The organism is Streptomyces sp. NPDC048507 (assembly GCF_043199995.1).
Taxonomy (GTDB): domain Bacteria; phylum Actinomycetota; class Actinomycetes; order Streptomycetales; family Streptomycetaceae; genus Streptomyces.
On sequence record NZ_JBICWZ010000007.1, the window covers coordinates 141,008 to 157,089 of the forward strand.

General features: G+C 72.3%; 12 protein-coding genes. 6 read left to right on the forward strand and 6 right to left on the reverse strand.

Annotated elements, in window-relative coordinates; all coding sequences use genetic code 11:
• Positions 1–5 precede the first annotated feature (5 nt).
• Entirely contained in the window at positions 6–3,023 is a 3,018-nt protein-coding gene (gene uvrA / locus ACGFXC_RS20875; RefSeq protein ID WP_393714834.1) for an excinuclease ABC subunit UvrA, read from the reverse strand.
• Positions 3,024–3,212: 189 nt separating this feature from the next.
• On the opposite strand from uvrA, the gene ACGFXC_RS20880 reads away from it, so the two are divergent.
• From ACGFXC_RS20880 to ACGFXC_RS20890, 3 genes are all read left to right on the forward strand, one after another.
• Positions 3,213–3,905, forward strand: coding sequence for a maleylpyruvate isomerase family mycothiol-dependent enzyme (locus ACGFXC_RS20880; RefSeq protein ID WP_393714836.1), 693 nt, complete (start codon positions 3,213–3,215; stop codon positions 3,903–3,905).
• Between the two features lie 37 nt (positions 3,906–3,942).
• Entirely contained in the window at positions 3,943–4,599 is a 657-nt protein-coding gene (locus tag ACGFXC_RS20885) for an MBL fold metallo-hydrolase (protein ID WP_393714837.1), read from the forward strand.
• A 98-nt stretch (positions 4,600–4,697) separates the two neighbouring features.
• Positions 4,698–6,044 (forward strand): MFS transporter, encoded by a 1,347-nt coding sequence (locus ACGFXC_RS20890; RefSeq protein ID WP_393714839.1) that lies wholly within the window; start codon positions 4,698–4,700, stop codon positions 6,042–6,044.
• A gap of 30 nt (positions 6,045–6,074) precedes the next feature.
• Here ACGFXC_RS20890 and ACGFXC_RS20895 read toward each other — a convergent pair whose 3' ends face one another.
• The 4 genes from ACGFXC_RS20895 to uvrB all read right to left on the reverse strand — a co-directional run bounded on the left by ACGFXC_RS20895 (position 6,075) and on the right by uvrB (position 12,196).
• Positions 6,075–7,064, reverse strand: coding sequence for a TerC/Alx family metal homeostasis membrane protein (locus ACGFXC_RS20895; protein ID WP_393714841.1), 990 nt, complete (start codon positions 7,062–7,064; stop codon positions 6,075–6,077).
• A gap of 244 nt (positions 7,065–7,308) precedes the next feature.
• Positions 7,309–9,258, reverse strand: coding sequence for a TerD family protein (locus ACGFXC_RS20900; RefSeq protein ID WP_393714843.1), 1,950 nt, complete (start codon positions 9,256–9,258; stop codon positions 7,309–7,311).
• Positions 9,259–9,363: 105 nt separating this feature from the next.
• Complete coding sequence (locus ACGFXC_RS20905; protein WP_393714845.1) at positions 9,364–9,942, reverse strand: TerD family protein; 579 nt, start codon at positions 9,940–9,942, stop codon at positions 9,364–9,366.
• A gap of 88 nt (positions 9,943–10,030) precedes the next feature.
• Complete coding sequence (gene uvrB, locus ACGFXC_RS20910) at positions 10,031–12,196, reverse strand: excinuclease ABC subunit UvrB (protein ID WP_393714846.1); 2,166 nt, start codon at positions 12,194–12,196, stop codon at positions 10,031–10,033.
• Between the two features lie 200 nt (positions 12,197–12,396).
• Here uvrB and ACGFXC_RS20915 point away from each other — a divergent pair, with 200 nt between their 5' ends.
• The 3 genes from ACGFXC_RS20915 (at position 12,397) to ACGFXC_RS20925 (ending at position 15,561) form a co-directional block, all read left to right on the forward strand.
• Positions 12,397–13,347: a glycerophosphodiester phosphodiesterase gene (locus tag ACGFXC_RS20915; protein WP_393714848.1), complete on the forward strand. Its 951-nt coding sequence runs from the start codon at positions 12,397–12,399 to the stop codon at positions 13,345–13,347.
• Positions 13,348–13,420: 73 nt separating this feature from the next.
• A complete protein-coding gene (locus tag ACGFXC_RS20920; RefSeq protein ID WP_393714849.1) occupies positions 13,421–13,984 on the forward strand; it encodes a methylated-DNA--[protein]-cysteine S-methyltransferase in 564 nt (187 codons plus the stop codon).
• 335 nt (positions 13,985–14,319) lie between these two features.
• Positions 14,320–15,561, forward strand: a complete 1,242-nt coding sequence (locus tag ACGFXC_RS20925; RefSeq protein ID WP_393715348.1) for an MFS transporter — start codon at positions 14,320–14,322, stop codon at positions 15,559–15,561.
• On the opposite strand, the gene ACGFXC_RS20930 is transcribed toward ACGFXC_RS20925, so the two are convergent.
• Positions 15,551–15,925 carry a cupin domain-containing protein gene (locus ACGFXC_RS20930; protein WP_393714851.1) on the reverse strand — a complete coding sequence of 125 codons (375 nt, stop codon included), beginning with the start codon at positions 15,923–15,925 and terminating at the stop codon, positions 15,551–15,553. The two genes, ACGFXC_RS20925 and ACGFXC_RS20930, sit on opposite strands and share 11 nt — an antisense overlap.
• Between the last annotated feature and the right edge of the window lie 157 nt (positions 15,926–16,082).

Here is a 16,082-nt window from a genome sequence, read left to right on the forward strand (position 1 = left end):
GCGCGCTACGCCTTGCGGGCGCGGGTGGCTTTCTTGGCCGGGGCCGCCTGCTTGACCACCGCGGCCTTCTTCGCCGCCGCGGCCTTCTTCGCCGAGGCCGCCTTCTTGGCCGGGGCGGCCTTCTTCCCGGTGGCGGCCTTCTTCGCGGTCCGCGCCACCGGCACGGCCGCGTCCGAGACCCGGTCCGCCCCGAGGATGTCCCGCAGGAACTTGCCCGTGTGGCTCGCGCCCACCGACGCCACCTGCTCCGGCGTGCCCTCGGCGACGACGAGCCCGCCGCCGTAGCCGCCCTCGGGGCCCATGTCGACGACCCAGTCGGCGGTCTTGATGACGTCCAGGTTGTGCTCGATGACGATCACCGAGTTGCCCTTGTCCACCAGCCCCGACAGCACCTTGATCAGCTTCGAGATGTCCTCGAAGTGCAGACCCGTCGTCGGCTCGTCCAGGACGTAGACCGTCCGGCCCGTCGACCGCTTCTGCAGCTCCGACGCCAGCTTCACGCGCTGCGCCTCACCGCCCGACAGCGTCGGCGCGGACTGGCCGAGCCGGACGTAGCCCAGTCCGACCTCGTTCAGCGTGCGCAGGTGCCGTGCGATGGTCGGCACCGCCTCGAAGAAGTCCAGCGCCTCCTCGATCGGCATGTCGAGGACTTCCGCGATGGACTTGCCCTTGTAGTGGACCTCCAGCGTCTCCCGGTTGTACCGGTCGCCGTGGCAGACCTCGCAGGGGACGTACACGTCCGGCAGGAAGTTCATCTCGATCTTGATCGTGCCGTCGCCGGAGCAGTTCTCGCACCGGCCGCCCTTGACGTTGAAGGAGAAGCGGCCCGGCAGGTAGCCGCGCACCTTCGCCTCCATCGTCTCCGCGAAGAGCTTGCGGACGTGGTCGAAGACGCCCGTGTACGTGGCCGGGTTGGACCGCGGGGTGCGGCCGATCGGCGACTGGTCCACGTGCACGACCTTGTCGACCAGGTCGTCGCCCTCCACCCGGGTGTGCCGTCCGGGCACGGACCGGGCGCCGTTCAGCTCGCGCGCCAGGTGCGTGTAGAGGATGTCGTTGACCAGGGTCGACTTGCCGGAGCCCGATACGCCCGTGACCGCCGTGAGCACGCCCAGCGGGAAGGACACGTCGATGTCCCGCAGGTTGTTCTCCTTGGCGCCGTGGACGGTGAGCCTGCGCTCGCCGTTCACCGGACGGCGGACGTCCGGCACCGGGATGGAGCGCTTGCCGGACAGGTACTGCCCGGTCATCGACTCGGGGTTGGCCAGCAGCTCCTTGAGCGAGCCGCTGTGCACCACCTTGCCGCCGTGCTCGCCCGCGCCGGGGCCGATGTCCACGACCCAGTCGGCCACCTTGATGGTGTCCTCGTCGTGCTCGACGACGATGAGGGTGTTGCCCATGTCGCGCAGCCGCACCAGCGTCTCGATCAGCCGGTGGTTGTCCCGCTGGTGCAGGCCGATGGACGGCTCGTCGAGCACGTACAGCACGCCGACGAGGCCGGAGCCGATCTGCGTGGCCAGCCGGATGCGCTGGGCCTCGCCGCCCGAAAGGGTGCCGGCGGCGCGGTTGAGCGAGAGGTAGTCCAGGCCGACGTCCACGAGGAAGCGCAGCCGCTCGTTGACCTCCTTGAGGACCCGCTCGGCGATCTTCTTGTCGCGGGCGTCGAGCCGCATCCGGCCCAGGAAGTCCGCGCACTCGCTGATCGACATCGCGGCGACCTCGGCGATGGACTTCTCCATCACCGTCACCGCCAGGACGATCGGCTTGAGCCTGGTCCCCTCACAGGTCGGACAGGGCACCTCGCGCATGTAGCCCTCGAAGCGCTCGCGGCTGGCGTCGCTCTCGGACTCCGAGTGCCGGCGCTTGACGAAGGGCACGGCCCCCTCGAAGGCGGTGGTGTAGGCGCGCTCGCGGCCGTAGCGGTTGCGGTAGCGGACCTCGATCTGCGTCTTGTGCCCGTACAGCAGGGCCTTCTTCGCTCGCAGCGGCAGCCCGGCCCACGGGATGTCCGTACGGAAGCCCAGCTCGCCGGCGAGGGCGCCGACGAGCCGCTGGAAGTAGTCCCGGGTGTGGCCGAGCGACCACGGGGAGACGGCGCCCTCGTCGAGGGACTTGTCCTCGTCGGGGACGATCAGCTCGGGGTCCACCTCCATGCGCGTACCGATGCCGGTGCACTCGGGGCAGGCGCCGAAGGGCGAGTTGAAGGAGAAGGAGCGCGGCTCCAGCTCCTCGAAGGAGAGGTCGTCGTACGGGCAGTAGAGGTGCTCCGAGTACATCCGCTCGCGCTCGGGGTCGTCCTGCGCGAGGTCGACGAAGTCCAGGATGACCATGCCGCCGGACAGGCCCAGCGCGGTCTCGACGGAGTCGGTGAGCCGGCGCTTGGCGCCGTCCTTGACGGTGAGGCGGTCGATGACCACCTCGATGGTGTGCTTCTCCTGCTTCTTCAGCGTGGGCGGCTCGGAGAGCTGGATGGTCTCGCCGTCCACCCGCGCCCGGCTGTAGCCCTTGGTCTGGAGGTCGGCGAAGAGGTCGACGAACTCGCCCTTGCGCTCGCGGACCAGCGGGGAGAGCACCTGGAAGCGGCTGCCCTCCGGCAGCGCGAGGACCTTGTCCACGATCGCCTGGGGCGACTGGCGGGAGATCGGCCGGCGGCACTCGGGGCAGTGCGGCTTGCCGATGCGCGCGAACAGCAGGCGCAGGTAGTCGTAGACCTCGGTGATGGTGCCGACGGTGGAGCGGGGGTTGCGCGAGGTCGACTTCTGGTCGATCGAGACGGCCGGGGAGAGGCCCTCGATGAAGTCGACGTCGGGCTTGTCCATCTGCCCCAGGAACTGGCGGGCGTAGGAGGAGAGCGACTCGACGTAGCGGCGCTGGCCCTCGGCGAAGATCGTGTCGAAGGCCAGGGAGGACTTGCCCGAGCCGGAGAGTCCGGTGAAGACGATGAGGGAGTCGCGGGGCAGGTCGAGCGAGACGTTCTTCAGGTTGTGCTCGCGAGCGCCACGAACGATGAGACGGTCGGTCACGCCGGTCCGCACCTTTCTTGAGAGAAGCGGGGGCCACGGGCCCCGGCTATCCAGGGTATGGGGGGCGCCTCTGCGACGGAGTGGGTCAGGACTCCCGAGCGTATAGCACGCACATTCGATTTACGGCACCCGAGAGACGGCTTCACCCGATCGTGTGGCGAGGGCCCCGGGGCCACTACGCTCGGATCCATGACTGATCATGTGCACGACCTGCGATCTGTACGTGAAGCCACGGAGCGACTGCTGACCGCGGTCACGAAACTGGACAACGCCGCCCTGGCCGAGGAGTCACTCCTCCCCGGCTGGAGCCGTGGCCACATCCTGGCCCACCTCGCGCGCAACGCGGACGCCCTCGTCAACGTCTTCGAGGGCCGCCCCATGTACGAGAGCGCCGCCGCCCGTGACGCGGACATCGCGCGCGACGCCGGCCGGCCCCTGGAAGAACACCTCGCGGACCTCCGTGATTCCGCCGCCCGCTTCCTCGCCACCACGGAGCCGGCCCAGGACTGGTCCCGCACGGTCGAACTGCGCAACGGCGTCACCGACCTCGCCTCGAACGTGCCCTTCCGGCGCCTGGTCGAGGCCGAGCTGCACCACGTCGACCTGAACGTCGGCTACGGGCTCGGCGACCTCCCCGAGGAGTTCACCGACCGCGAGATCGCCTTCCTCGCCGACCGCTGGTCCGGCCGCCCGGACGTCCCGCCCGTCACCCTGCGCGCCGGGACCGGCGACGTCTGGCACACCGGCGGCCCCGAGGGCGCCCCCGTGACCGTCTCCGGCCCCAAGGACGAACTGCTCGGCTGGCTGGCCGGCCGCGGCACGCACGGCGCCGGCCTCACCGTCGCGGACGGCGCGGGCCTGCCCGTGCTCCCGCCGCTCTGAAACCTCCCCCGTCCCGCACACCCTTAGGATCGACGACATGACGTACAGCGGAGCGGTGAAGGTCGGCGGCCCTGCCGACGTGCACGAACTCGCGGACCTGATGATTTCCAAGGTCGCGGTGGGCCCGATGAACAACAACGCGTACCTGCTGCGCTGCCGGGCCACCGGCGAGCAGCTGCTGATCGACGCGGCCGCCGAGGCGGACACGCTGCTCGGCCTGATCGGTGACGACGGCATCGCGTCCGTCGTCACCACCCACCGGCACGGCGACCACTGGGGCGCGCTCGCGCCCGTCGTGGAGGCCACCGGCGCCCGGACCTACGCGGGCGCCCTCGACGCCGAGGGCATCCCCGTCGCCACGGACGTCCTCGTCGGGGACGGCGACACGGTCACCGTCGGGCGGGTCTCCCTGACCGCCCGCCACCTGGTCGGGCACACCCCCGGCTCGATCGCGCTCGTCTACGACGACCCGCACGGTCACCCTCACGTGTTCACCGGCGACTGCCTCTTCCCCGGCGGCGTCGGCAACACCCACGACGACCCCGAGGCCTTCACCCGCCTGCTCGACGACGTGCAGCACAAGCTCTTCGAGCAGCTGCCGGACGAGACCTGGGTCTACCCCGGGCACGGCAACGACACCACCCTGGGCACCGAGCGGCCGCACCTGGCCGAATGGCGCGCACGCGGCTGGTGACCCGCGCCGCCGTCAACCCGGCGGCGGCCTGCACTCCTTCCGGTAGATGATCACCGAACGCACCTCCCCAGGGGGCGGGCCGGGGTAACTGCTGCACCATGCAACGACACCCCTCCCCGCCCCCCGGCACCTCCCCCTCCATGCTGCGGATCGCCCTGGCCTCCCTCGCCGGCACCGCCATCGAGTTCTACGACTTCTTCGCCTACGGCACGGCCGCCGCCCTGGTCCTCGGCCCTCTGTTCTTCCCCGCCTTCTCCCCGCTGGCCGCGTCGCTCGCCGCCTTCGCCACCTTCGGCGTCGGCTTCCTCGCCCGTCCGCTCGGCTCCGTCCTGTTCGGCCACATCGGCGACCGCCACGGCCGGCGCCCGGTGCTGCTCGGCTCGCTGCTGCTCACCGGCCTCGCCACGGTGGCCGTCGGCTGCGTGCCCGCGTACGCCTCCATCGGGATCGCCGCCCCCGTCCTGCTGGTCCTGCTGCGCTTCCTCCAGGGGCTCGGGCTCGGCGGCGAGTGGGGCGGGGCGGTCCTGCTGACCGCCGAGCACGCCCCGGAGCGGCGCCGCGGGCTGTGGTCGAGCTTCCCCCAGATGGGCCCCGCCGTGGGCTTCCTGCTCGCCAACGGGGTGGTCCTGGCCCTGTCGGCGACCCTGAGCGACGCCCAGTTCGCCGCCTGGGGCTGGCGGGTGCCGTTCTGGGGCGCCGGACTGCTCGCGCTGACGGGGCTGTGGCTGCGCCGCACGGCCGAGGAGACCCCGCAGTTCCGCGCGCTCACCGAGACCGGCCGGCGGGCCGAGGCACCGCTCACCGAGGTCTTCCGCGGCCACTGGCGGCTGCTCCTGCTGACCGGCGGGGCGATGGCCTTCGGGTACGCCGTCTTCTACGCGGTCACCACCTGGTCCCTCGCGTACGCCACCGGCCGGCTGCACCTGGACCGCACCGTGATGCTGGCCTGCGTGATGACGGCGGTCCTGCTCCAGGGGCTGCTCACCCCGCTGCTCGCCGCGCTCGGCGACCGCTGGGGGCGGCGCCCGCTCTGCCTGGCCGGCAGCGCGGCCTGCGCGGTGTGGATGTTCCCCTTCGTGGCCCTGCTGCGCACGGCCGACCCGCTGCTGGTCACCCTCGGCTGCGCGGGGGCGCTGCTCGGGATGGTCTCGGCGTTCGCGGTGGTCGGCGCGTACCTCCCCGAGCTCTACGCCCCGCGGATCCGCTGCACCGGCGCCGCCGTCGGCTACAACCTGGGCGGAGTGCTGGGCGGGGCCCTGACCCCGGTGGTGGCGACGGCCCTCGCGGAGGGCTCCGGCCCGCCCTGGGGCGTGGCGGTCTACCTGACCGCCCTCTCCCTGACCAGCCTGGCCTGCTTCGCCCTCCTCCCGGAAACCAACCCCGCCCGCCTGCGGACGCGGGCGGGCACGGGAACGGGGGCGGCCGAAGCGGCCGCCCCCGCGTGATCCGTCGGGCCCCCGGGCCCCTCACATCCGTCAGGCGTCGATGCTCTTGTCCTGCGGGGTGGCGGCGGCTTCGGCCGCCGCCTGCTTCTTCGAGGCGAGGAGGCTGGTGATGGTGGTGATCACCAGGACGCCGCAGATGACGCCGAGCGAGACCGGGATGGAGATCTGCGGTACGTGCACCCCGGACTCGTGCAGGGCGTGCAGCACCAGCTTCACGCCGATGAAGCCGAGGATCACGGACAGGCCGTAGCTGAGGTGGACCAGCTTCTTGAGCAGGCCGCCGATCAGGAAGTACAGCTGGCGCAGGCCCATCAGGGCGAAGGCGTTGGCGGTGAAGACGATGTACGGGTCCTGGGTGAGGCCGAAGATCGCGGGGATCGAGTCCAGGGCGAAGAGGACGTCGGTGGTGCCGATGGCGAGCATGACGACCATCAGCGGGGTCATGATCCGCTTGCCGTTGTCCCGGATGAAGAGCTTGGTGCCGTGGTAGCGGTCGGCGACGCCGAACTTCTTCTCGATCGACTTCAGGAGCCGGTTCTCCTCGAACTCCTCGTCCTCCTCGTCCTTGCGGGCCTCCTGGATCAGCTTCCACGCGGTGTAGATCAGGAACGCGCCGAAGATGTAGAAGACCCACGAGAAGGTGGTGATGATCGCGGCGCCCGCGGCGATGAAGATCGCGCGCAGTACCAGGGCGATCAGCACGCCCACCAGCAGCACCCGCTGCTGGAGGTGGGAGGGCACCGAGAACTTCGCCATGATCAGGACGAAGACGAAGAGGTTGTCGACGCTCAGGGACTTCTCGGTGATGAAGCCGGCGAAGAACTCCTGGGAGGCCTGGCCGTTGCCGAAGAGCAGCAGGCCCAGGCCGAAGAGGGCGGCGAGCGCGATCCAGACGACCGTCCAGATGCCCGCTTCCTTCATGGAAACGTCGTGCGGTTTGCGGCCGATGAAGAAGTCGGCGCCGATGAGGATGCCCAGACCGACGATGGTCAGCACCCATAGGGTCAACGAAACGTCCACGGTATTCACGCCTCCGGCGGATGGCTCAGCACAGGGTCAGCGTCATCGCTGCCGGAGGTCTCTTCCACCCGGGCGGCCCGGAGGGACCGCGGGCCGGCGCCCCGGGACCGTAACGGTCCGTATTGACGGGTACGCCGCGCAGGAAATAGCAGGAATACTCCCCTCCGCGCGTCCCACAGTACCCGCGGAGGGGGTCAAAGGTAAAGTGCAGACCAAGAAGCGGTCAGCGCCCGGTCATGAACGGTCAGCCGCGGGAGGACCTCCGGGCCCGTGCCACCCGCTCCAGGGCCTGTTCCAGGACCCTGCTGCCCTGAGGGGGCAGGTCCGGCTCGAAGGTCCAGGCGTGCTGCACCCAGGGGTCGGCGAGATGGCTGTCCGGCACCGGCGACAGCCGCATCAGCGAGCGCCAGAGCGGGTCCAGCAGCGGCCCGTACGCCGAGGCCTCGTCACGGTCGGCGACCATCAGCAGGTGCACGCCGACGGCGGGGCCCTCGTCCGCCAGGTAGCGCAGACGGGTGACGGCCCGGTCGTCGAAGCCGTGCGGGAAGTCGTGCACGACCAGCAGCTGCTCGGCCCGGTCCACGTCCGGCGGCAGGTCCTCCGGGGCCCCGGCGCGCAGCGCCATCTGTACGAGGTCCACGCGCCGGGTCAGCAGCTCCAGGGTCCGGGTGACCCCGGCGGCGCCCGCGGCGGGCGGGGCGGCGAGCACGCCGGCGCGCACCAGCGGGGCCAGGGAGGCGGCCCCGGCCCCGGCCGCGTCGATGACGTGGACGCGGAAGCGGTCGGCGGGGTGGACGGCGAGCAGCCGGGCCGCGTGGGCGACGGCCATGTCCATCGCCAGCCGGCGCAGCCGCTCGGTGTCCATGGTCATGGCCGCCTCCGAGCCGGTGCGGCCGTTGTCGATCCACAGGCCGCGTTCCAGCGGGAGCCTCATCAGCATCGGGATCCGCAGACCGGGCCGCTCGGGGAGGCTGAGGTCGCCCAGGCGCAGGGCGAGCGGGCCCTCCTCGGGGACGGACCCGGCGTGCCAGACGGGAGCGTCCCAGCGGGCGTAGGCGGCCGGGAGCGCGGGCTCGACCACCTCGGCCTCGGCGGACAGCTGGACCAGGTCCCGGTCGAGGACGGCCCGGGCCTGCGCGACGAGGTCGTCGCGGCGGGCCCGCGCGGTGTCGCGGGCGGCGTCCCCGGCGCCCCCCAGCCGGTGGCGGGGGTCGGCCAGCGCCGCGTCGAGCTCGCGGTCCCGCCGGGAGTCTGCGAAGTCCACGGCGCTGCGGTAGGCGGCGACGCTGCGGGCCAGGTCCTCGAACATGCCCCAGACCTGGTTGTAGAGCCGCTCGTCCATGGACCAGCCACTGGCGTCCCCGGCGACGGGGCGCGGGGGCCGGCCCGGCGCGTCGGCGGGGGCGGGCCGGGGCGCCGGCTCGGGCGCTTCGGCGGTGGTGCGCCGGCGGCGCGGGTGGGCGTAGTCGATGGTGGGCGGTCCCCCGGCCACGGTGGCGGGGCCCGCGGCGGCTCCGGCCGGCGGCAGCGGGTCCGGCGGTACGGGAGCGGGCGCGGTGGGGCCCGGGGCGGGGTCCTCGGGGGCGCGCAGCCCGCGCGGGACGGTCGGGGCGCCCCCGGTCGGCAGGGCGGCCAGGGTGACGTCCCCGGAGGCGACCAGCCCCAGTGCGGCGGCGGTCAGCTCCGCGGCGGCGGGTCCGGCCAGACCGGCGTCGGCCAGGAGCGCGCCGAGGCCGCCCGCGTAGCCCTGGCCCACCGCCCGGACCTTCCAGGCGGCCTGGCGCCGGTACAGCTCCAGGGCCACGACGGCGCTCTCGGAGTCCAGGCCGGTGACGGTGTACCCGGCGAGCTCGGCGCCCTCCGGGTCGGCCACGGCCACGTGCGGGACGGCGACCGCGCCGAAGCGGGCCGGGCCGCCGGGCGGCAGCACCAGCAGGACCCGGACGCGGTGCACGTCGGCCCCGACGGCGTCGAGGTCGACGGTGAACCGGTGCCGGTCGTCGACCCGGTCCGGCACCTCCAGGCCCGGCAGGGCCCGGGCACCGGGGTGCGCCAGGGCCCGGGGACCGGCGAGCCGGCCCCCTTCGTCGGCGGTGGCGGCCAGTGCCAGCACGGCGGCGCCCGCTGAAACCCTGATCTCCACCCGGTTGCGGGACAGGGGGTGGTTCTGCCCCCGGACCAGTTCGGCCGTCACTGTGCAGCCACCCCCCGTGCCTTCTTCTCTTGTTCCGTACCGATACCGCTACTGCTACTGCTGTCGACCGCTACTGCTCTTGCCGCCGCTGCGCGGCGGGCGTGCTCACAGGTGCGGCAGGATCGCCGGCATCAGGTCCTGGAAGGTCCGGCCGTTGGCCGGGTTGCCGAGGGCCGTCATCTGCCAGCCGCTGCCGGCCCGGGACACCTTCGCCATGATCTGCGCGGTGTACTGGCCGCCGCCGTCGAGGGTGTAGCGGGCCAGCTCCTGGCCGTTGGTCTCGTCGACGATGCGGCAGAAGGCGTTCTGCACTTCCTGGAAGGTCTGGCCGGTGAACGAGTTCACCGTGAAGACGATCTGGTCGATGTGCACCGGCACGCGCTGGAGGTCGACGAGGATCGCCTCGTCGTCCCCGCCCTGGCCGACGCCGCCGACGAGGTTGTCACCGGTGTGCCGGACCGAGCCGTCGTCGCTCTGCAGGTGGCGGAAGAACACCACGTCGACCGGCTGCTTGTCGGCGAAGAGCACCGCCGAGGCGTCCAGGTCGATCTCCCGGGTCCGCGAGCCGAAGAGCCCGCGGCGCTTGGCCGCCTGCCAGCCGAGGCCCATGCGGACCGCTGTCAGCGTGCCGCCGTCCGACTTCTGCAGACTGATGGCCTGACCCTTGGTCATGTTGACCGTCACGCGCTGTCCCCTCTCCGTAGCCCGCCCCGTTAACGGGCGCGCAGCGTGTAACCGTGGCTGTGCCCCAACCCTACTGACCGGCCCCGGGTCAGGCGAGACCCGCTTCCTTCATCTGCCGGAGCTCCTTCTTGAGCTCGCTCACCTCGTCGCGGATCCGGGCGGCGACCTCGAACTGGAGCTCCGCGGCGGCGCCCCGCATCCGTTCGGTCATCTGCTCGATCAGCGCGGCCAGTTCGGCGGCCGGACGGTCCGTGAGCACCTCGGCCGCCTTCGCGCCCTTGGCCCCCTTGCCGCCCTTGCCCGCCTTGGCCGCACCCGCCGCGCCGGCCGCCTTGCCGCCGAGGGCCGGGACCGGCGCCTTGGCGCCCTTGCCCTCCTTGGCCTGGCGGTAGCCGGTGCCGAGCAGCTGCTCGGTGTCCAGCTCCTCGCGGGCGATGGTGGCGACGATGTCGTTGATCTTCTTGCGCAGCGGCTGCGGGTCGATGCCGTTCGCCGTGTTGTAGGCGACCTGCTTCTCGCGGCGCCGGTTCGTCTCGTCGATGGCCTTCTCCATCGCCGGGGTGATCCGGTCCGCGTACATGTGCACCTGGCCGGACACGTTGCGCGCGGCGCGGCCGATGGTCTGGATGAGGGAGGTCCCCGAGCGCAGGAAGCCCTCCTTGTCGGCGTCGAGGATCGCCACGAGGGACACCTCGGGCAGGTCGAGGCCCTCGCGCAGCAGGTTGATGCCGACCAGGACGTCGTACTCGCCCGCCCGCAGCTCGCGCAGCAGCTCGATGCGGCGCAGCGTGTCGACGTCGCTGTGCAGGTAGCGGACCTGGATGCCGAGCTCCAGGAAGTAGTCGGTGAGGTCCTCGGCCATCTTCTTGGTGAGGGTGGTGACCAGGACCCGCTCGTCCTTCTCGACGCGCGCGCGGATCTCGTGCACCAGGTCGTCGATCTGGCCCTCGGTGGGCTTGACCACGACCTCCGGGTCGATGAGGCCGGTGGGGCGGATGATCTGCTCGACGAAGCCGTCCCCGCGCGAGAGCTCGTAGGTGCCGGGCGTGGCCGAGAGGTAGACCGTCTGGCCGATGCGCTCCTGGAACTCTTCCCACTTCAGCGGCCGGTTGTCGAGGGCGGACGGCAACCGGAACCCGTGGTCGACCAGGGTGCGCTTGCGGGAGGCGTCGCCCTCGTACATGGCGCCGATCTGCGGCACGGTGACGTGGGACTCGTCGATGACGAGGAGGAAGTCCTCGGGGAAGTAGTCGATGAGCGTGTTGGGCGCGGAGCCGCGCTCGCGGTCGTCCATGTGCAGCGAGTAGTTCTCGATGCCGGAGCAGGACCCGATCTGGCGCATCATCTCCAGGTCGTAGGTGGTGCGCATGCGCAGCCGCTGGGCCTCCAGCATCTTGCCCTGCTTCTCCAGCTCCGCGAGGCGCTCGGTCAGCTCCGCCTCGATGCCCGCGACGGCCTTCTCCATGCGCTCGGGCCCGGCGACGTAGTGGCTGGCGGGGAAGACGTACAGCTCGCGGTCCTCGCTGATGACCTCGCCGGTCAGCGGGTGCAGGGTGGACAGGGCCTCGATCTCGTCGCCGAACATCTCGATGCGGACGGCCAGTTCCTCGTACACCGGGAAGATCTCGATGGTGTCGCCGCGGACCCGGAAGGTGCCGCGGGTGAAGGCCACGTCGTTGCGGGTGTACTGGATGTCGACGAAGCGGCGCAGCAGCTGGTCGCGGTCCATCTCCGCGCCGACCTTCAGGGGGACCATCCGGTCGACGTACTCCTGCGGGGTGCCCAGGCCGTAGATGCAGGACACGGAGGCGACGACGATCACGTCGCGCCGGGTCAGCAGCGAGTTGGTCGCGGAGTGGCGCAGCCGCTCCACCTCCTCGTTGATCGAGGAGTCCTTCTCGATGTAGGTGTCCGACTGCGGTACGTAGGCCTCGGGCTGGTAGTAGTCGTAGTACGAGACGAAGTACTCGACGGCGTTGTTCGGCAGGAGCTCGCGGAACTCGTTCGCCAGCTGGGCGGCGAGGGTCTTGTTCGGCGCCATCACGAGCGTGGGGCGCTGGAGCTTCTCGATCATCCAGGCGGTGGTCGCCGACTTGCCTGTGCCCGTCGCACCCAGCAGTACGACGTCCTTCTCACCTGCACGGATGCGCTTCTCCAGCTCGGCGATGGCCGTCGGCTGGTCGCCGCTGGGCTGGTAGGGGCTGACGACCTCGAAAGGCGCCACCGTGCGTTCGATCTTCGATACGGGCCGCATGGGTCAACCGTACGGCCCCCCACTGACACTCAGCGCGGTCTGGTCCGTTTGTCGTAGTTCGGTGGCGGGGCGGTGATCATCAACCCCATGATCGCCGTGGAAGGGCTCGCCGCCGGTGCACGGCGGGTGCGTCGCCGCAACGTCTGTCGCTCCGCACCCGTTTGAGGCAGAGCAGGGCTCACGACCCGAGGAGATCGCACATGTACGTCGTCCGACCCGCCGCCGCGGCAGCCGCCGCCTTCCTGGGCCTCGCCCTCAGTGTGCTGGGCGGCACCGCCGCCTCCGCCGCGCCGGGCGCCGCCGGCTCCCCCCGTTCCCCCGGCGCGCCGGGGGCCCCGGCCCCCGCCTCCGCCGTCGGGCAGCAGCGCTTCCTGGGCCCGGTCGTGTACGCCCACCGGGGGGCTTCGGCCTACGCCCCGGAGAACACCGTCGAGTCGATCGACCGGGCCATGTGGATGGGCTTCAAATGGGTCGAGAACGACGTCCAGCGGACCCGTGACGGAGAGCTGGTCGTGATCCACGACGACTCGCTGGCCCGCACGACCGACGTCGAGCAGGTGTTCCCCGACCGCAAGCCCTGGCTGGTCAAGGACTTCACGGCGGCCGAGATCGCCCGGCTGGACGCGGGGAGCTGGTTCGACCCGCAGTTCGCGGGCGCCCGGGTGCCGACCCTGCGGGAGTACATGGACCGGGTCCAGGACAACCAGCAGCGGCTGCTGCTGGAGATCAAGAAGCCGGAGCTCTACCCGGGGATCGAGGAGCAGACCCTCAAGCTGCTCGGCGAGCTGGGCTGGCTAGACGCCAAGCACGTCTCGCAGCGGCTGGTGGTGCAGAGCTTCAGCGCCGACTCCGTACGGATCGTGCACCGGCTGCGGCCCGACCTGGTGACGGCCTTCCTGGGCACCCCGACCGTCGCCGAGCTGCCCCGCTACGCCGAATTCACCGACCGGATCAACCCCTGGCACACCACGATCACGGCCGACTGGGTCAAGGCGGTGCACGGCCTGCGGGGCGCGCACGGCAAGGCCATGGAAGTGGACACCTGGATCGTGGACGACGCGGCGACGGCCCGCAAGGTCCGGGAGATGGGCGTCGACGGCATCATCACCAACATGCCCGACGTCGTACGGGAGGCCGTGGGCGGCTTCTGAGCCGGCGCGGGCCGGGGCCGGTCGCGGGGCGGGGCCGGGGCGGGCTGTCGGCGGGGCGCCGTACCGTGGAGGCGTGGACAGCACCGAGCGGCCCCGCGGGCCGCACCTCGAATGGACCGTCGTCCCCAGCGACATCGGTCCCCTCCTCCTGGCCGCGACCCCCGAGGGCCTGGTCCGGGTCGAGTTCCACGCCGGGCCGCAGCGGGTCGAGCGGATGATCGGCTCGCTCGTCTCCCGGCTCGGCGCCGACGCCCGGCGCCCGGCCCCGGGCGAGGAGGTCCTGCTGGCGGAGCCGATGCGCCAGCTCGACGCCTACTTCGCCGGTGTGCTGCGCCGCTTCGACCTCCCGCTGGACTGGCGGCTCAGCTCCGGCTTCAACCGCCAGGTGCTCCTGGAGCTCGACCGCTCGGTCCCGTACGGCTCCGTGGTCGGGTACGGGGAGCTGGCCGCGCGGGCCGGACAGCCCGGGGCGGCCCAGGCGGTCGGCAACGCCATGGGGTCCAATCCGCTGCCCCTGGTCGTGGCCTGCCACCGGGTCGTGGAGAACGACGGGGGCATCGGGGGCTTCGGGGGCGGGGTGGAGACCAAGCGGATGCTGCTCGCGCTGGAGGGAGTCCTTCCGCAGCCCCTCTTCTGATCTTCTGACCTGCGCGTTGTCGCCCGCGCCCGCCCTGTTCCGCCATGCGGTAAGGGGTGGGACACTTCCGCGGTGACTACTGCCGCCGCATCCGGCCTCCCCGCGCGCACCCCCGCCCCGGACCTCGTTCCCGCGTGTCCGCGAGGGGGGTGCCGGGCGTGACCCCCACCCCCGAAGCCACCCCGGGCGGCGTCGCCGACGGCGGCCCGGCGCCCGCCCCGGCCGACGCCACCGCCACCGCCACCGACGCGGCCGACGCCACCGGCGCCGCCGCGGGCACCGGCCCGGGCGGCGGCCCCGCCGCGGTCCCGGCGCAGGTCCCCGACGCGGCCGAGCTGGCGCGGCTCCGGCGCCGGGTCTCCGGGGTGCTGATCGCCAGCCAGATGATCGGCAGCCTCGGCGTGCCCATCAGCATCGCCCTCGCCCCCGTGCTCGCCACCGAGATCAGCGGTACCGAGGCGCTGTCCGGGCTCGCCTCCACCGCCTCCGTGATCGGCACCGCCCTGGTCTCGCTGCCCCTCGCGGCGCTGATGACCGCACGCGGCCGCCGCCCCGGGCTGGTCGTCGCCTACGCGATCGGCACGCTCGGCGCCGTCCTCGTCGTCCTGGCCGCCTCGGTCAAGAGCTTCCCGCTGCTCATGCTCGGCATGGCCGCCTTCGGCGCCGCCTCCTCCGCCAACCTCCAGGCCCGCTTCGCCGCCGCCGACCTCGCCGCGCCCGACCGGCGGGCCCGCTCGATCTCGGTGGTCGTCTGGGCCTCCACCATCGGCGCGGTGCTCGGCCCCAACCTCTCCGCCCCCGCCAGCTCCAGCTTCGCCGGCACCTCCATACCCCAGACGGCGGGCCCCTTCGTCTGGGCCGCCGCCGTCTTCGTCCTCACCGGCATCCTGCTCGCCGTGTTCCTGCGCCCCGACCCGCTGCTGACGGCCCGGGCCCTGGCCGGACCCGCGCAGCAGTCCCGGCAGAGCGGCTCGCTGCGCGCCGGGATCCAGGCCGTACGGGCCTCCCCGCGGGCCCGGCTCGCGCTGCTCACCGTCGCCGTGTCCCACACCACCATGGTCTCGATCATGGTGATGACCCCCGTCGACCTCGGGCACCACGGCGCCGGTCTCAAGCTCGTCGGCCTCGTCATCAGCGGCCACATCGCCGGCATGTTCGCCTTCTCCCCCGTCATGGGGTGGCTCGCCGACCGGCTCGGCCGGCTGTCCGTGATCGGTCTCGCCGCGGGCCTGCTGTCGGTCGCCGCGCTGCTCGCCGGCACCGCGCACGGCAACCACGCCCAGAGCGCGGCGGGCCTGTTCCTGCTCGGCCTCGGCTGGTCCGCCGGGATGGTGGCCGGTTCGGCGCTGCTCACGGACTCGGTGCCGCAGCCCGCGCGGGCCGCCGTACAGGGCCTGGGCGACCTGACGATGAACACCGCCGCGGGGCTCGGCGGGGCGGCGGCCGGACTCGTCATGTCCCAGGCGGGCTACGGCTGGCTCAACGCGATCGGCGCCGCGCTGCTCCTGCCGATGGCGGCGCTCGCCCTGTTCACCTCACGGCGCCACCCCGTGACGGCGAAGGGCGTCAGTAGCTGATGTGGTAGGCCTTGCGGAGCGTCTCGTGCACGGTCCAGGTGGTGCGGTCGCCCTCCCGCAGGACGCAGGCGGAGCCCGGGCCGACCTCCAGCGTCGCCCCGCCCTCGACCTCGATCGTGGCCCGCCCGCTGACCACGACGAACAGCTCGTTGGCCTCCGTGTCGGTGACCACGCCCGGGGTGATCTGCCAGATCCCCCGGACCTGCGAGCCGTCCTCGGCCTCCCACAGCACCCGGCCCGTCACCACGGGGGCGCCGGAGAGGATCTGCGCGGGGTCGAGGTCCTCGGCCTCCAGCTCGGAGTCGGGCACGTCCGCGACGGACACGGCGAAGGAGCCGGGGGCGGTGTGATCACTGGTGCTCATGACGCGTCAGCCTAATCCGGGCTCCCCCGCCCCCGGGGTGACCAGAGCGTCCAGTGCGGACGCGGCGCACCCGTCACTCCGTCGAGCCCGGCCGGCCGGTTCCGGCAGGCTCCGACGGGTTCCGGCCCGCGCGGCGCGGACGGCGGGAACGCGACTC

Excerpts from the sequence above, each read along its gene's own strand:
- ACGFXC_RS20880 (WP_393714836.1), top strand. The coding sequence starts at position 3,213 with ATGACTGATCATGTGCACGACCTGCGATCTGTACGTGAAGCCACGGAG.
- ACGFXC_RS20885 (WP_393714837.1), top strand. The coding sequence starts at position 3,943 with ATGACGTACAGCGGAGCGGTGAAGGTCGGCGGCCCTGCCGACGTGCAC.
- ACGFXC_RS20890 (WP_393714839.1), top strand. The coding sequence starts at position 4,698 with ATGCAACGACACCCCTCCCCGCCCCCCGGCACCTCCCCCTCCATGCTG.
- uvrB (WP_393714846.1), bottom strand. The coding sequence starts at position 12,196 with ATGCGGCCCGTATCGAAGATCGAACGCACGGTGGCGCCTTTCGAGGTC.
- ACGFXC_RS20915 (WP_393714848.1), top strand. The coding sequence starts at position 12,397 with ATGTACGTCGTCCGACCCGCCGCCGCGGCAGCCGCCGCCTTCCTGGGC.
- ACGFXC_RS20930 (WP_393714851.1), bottom strand. The coding sequence starts at position 15,925 with ATGAGCACCAGTGATCACACCGCCCCCGGCTCCTTCGCCGTGTCCGTC.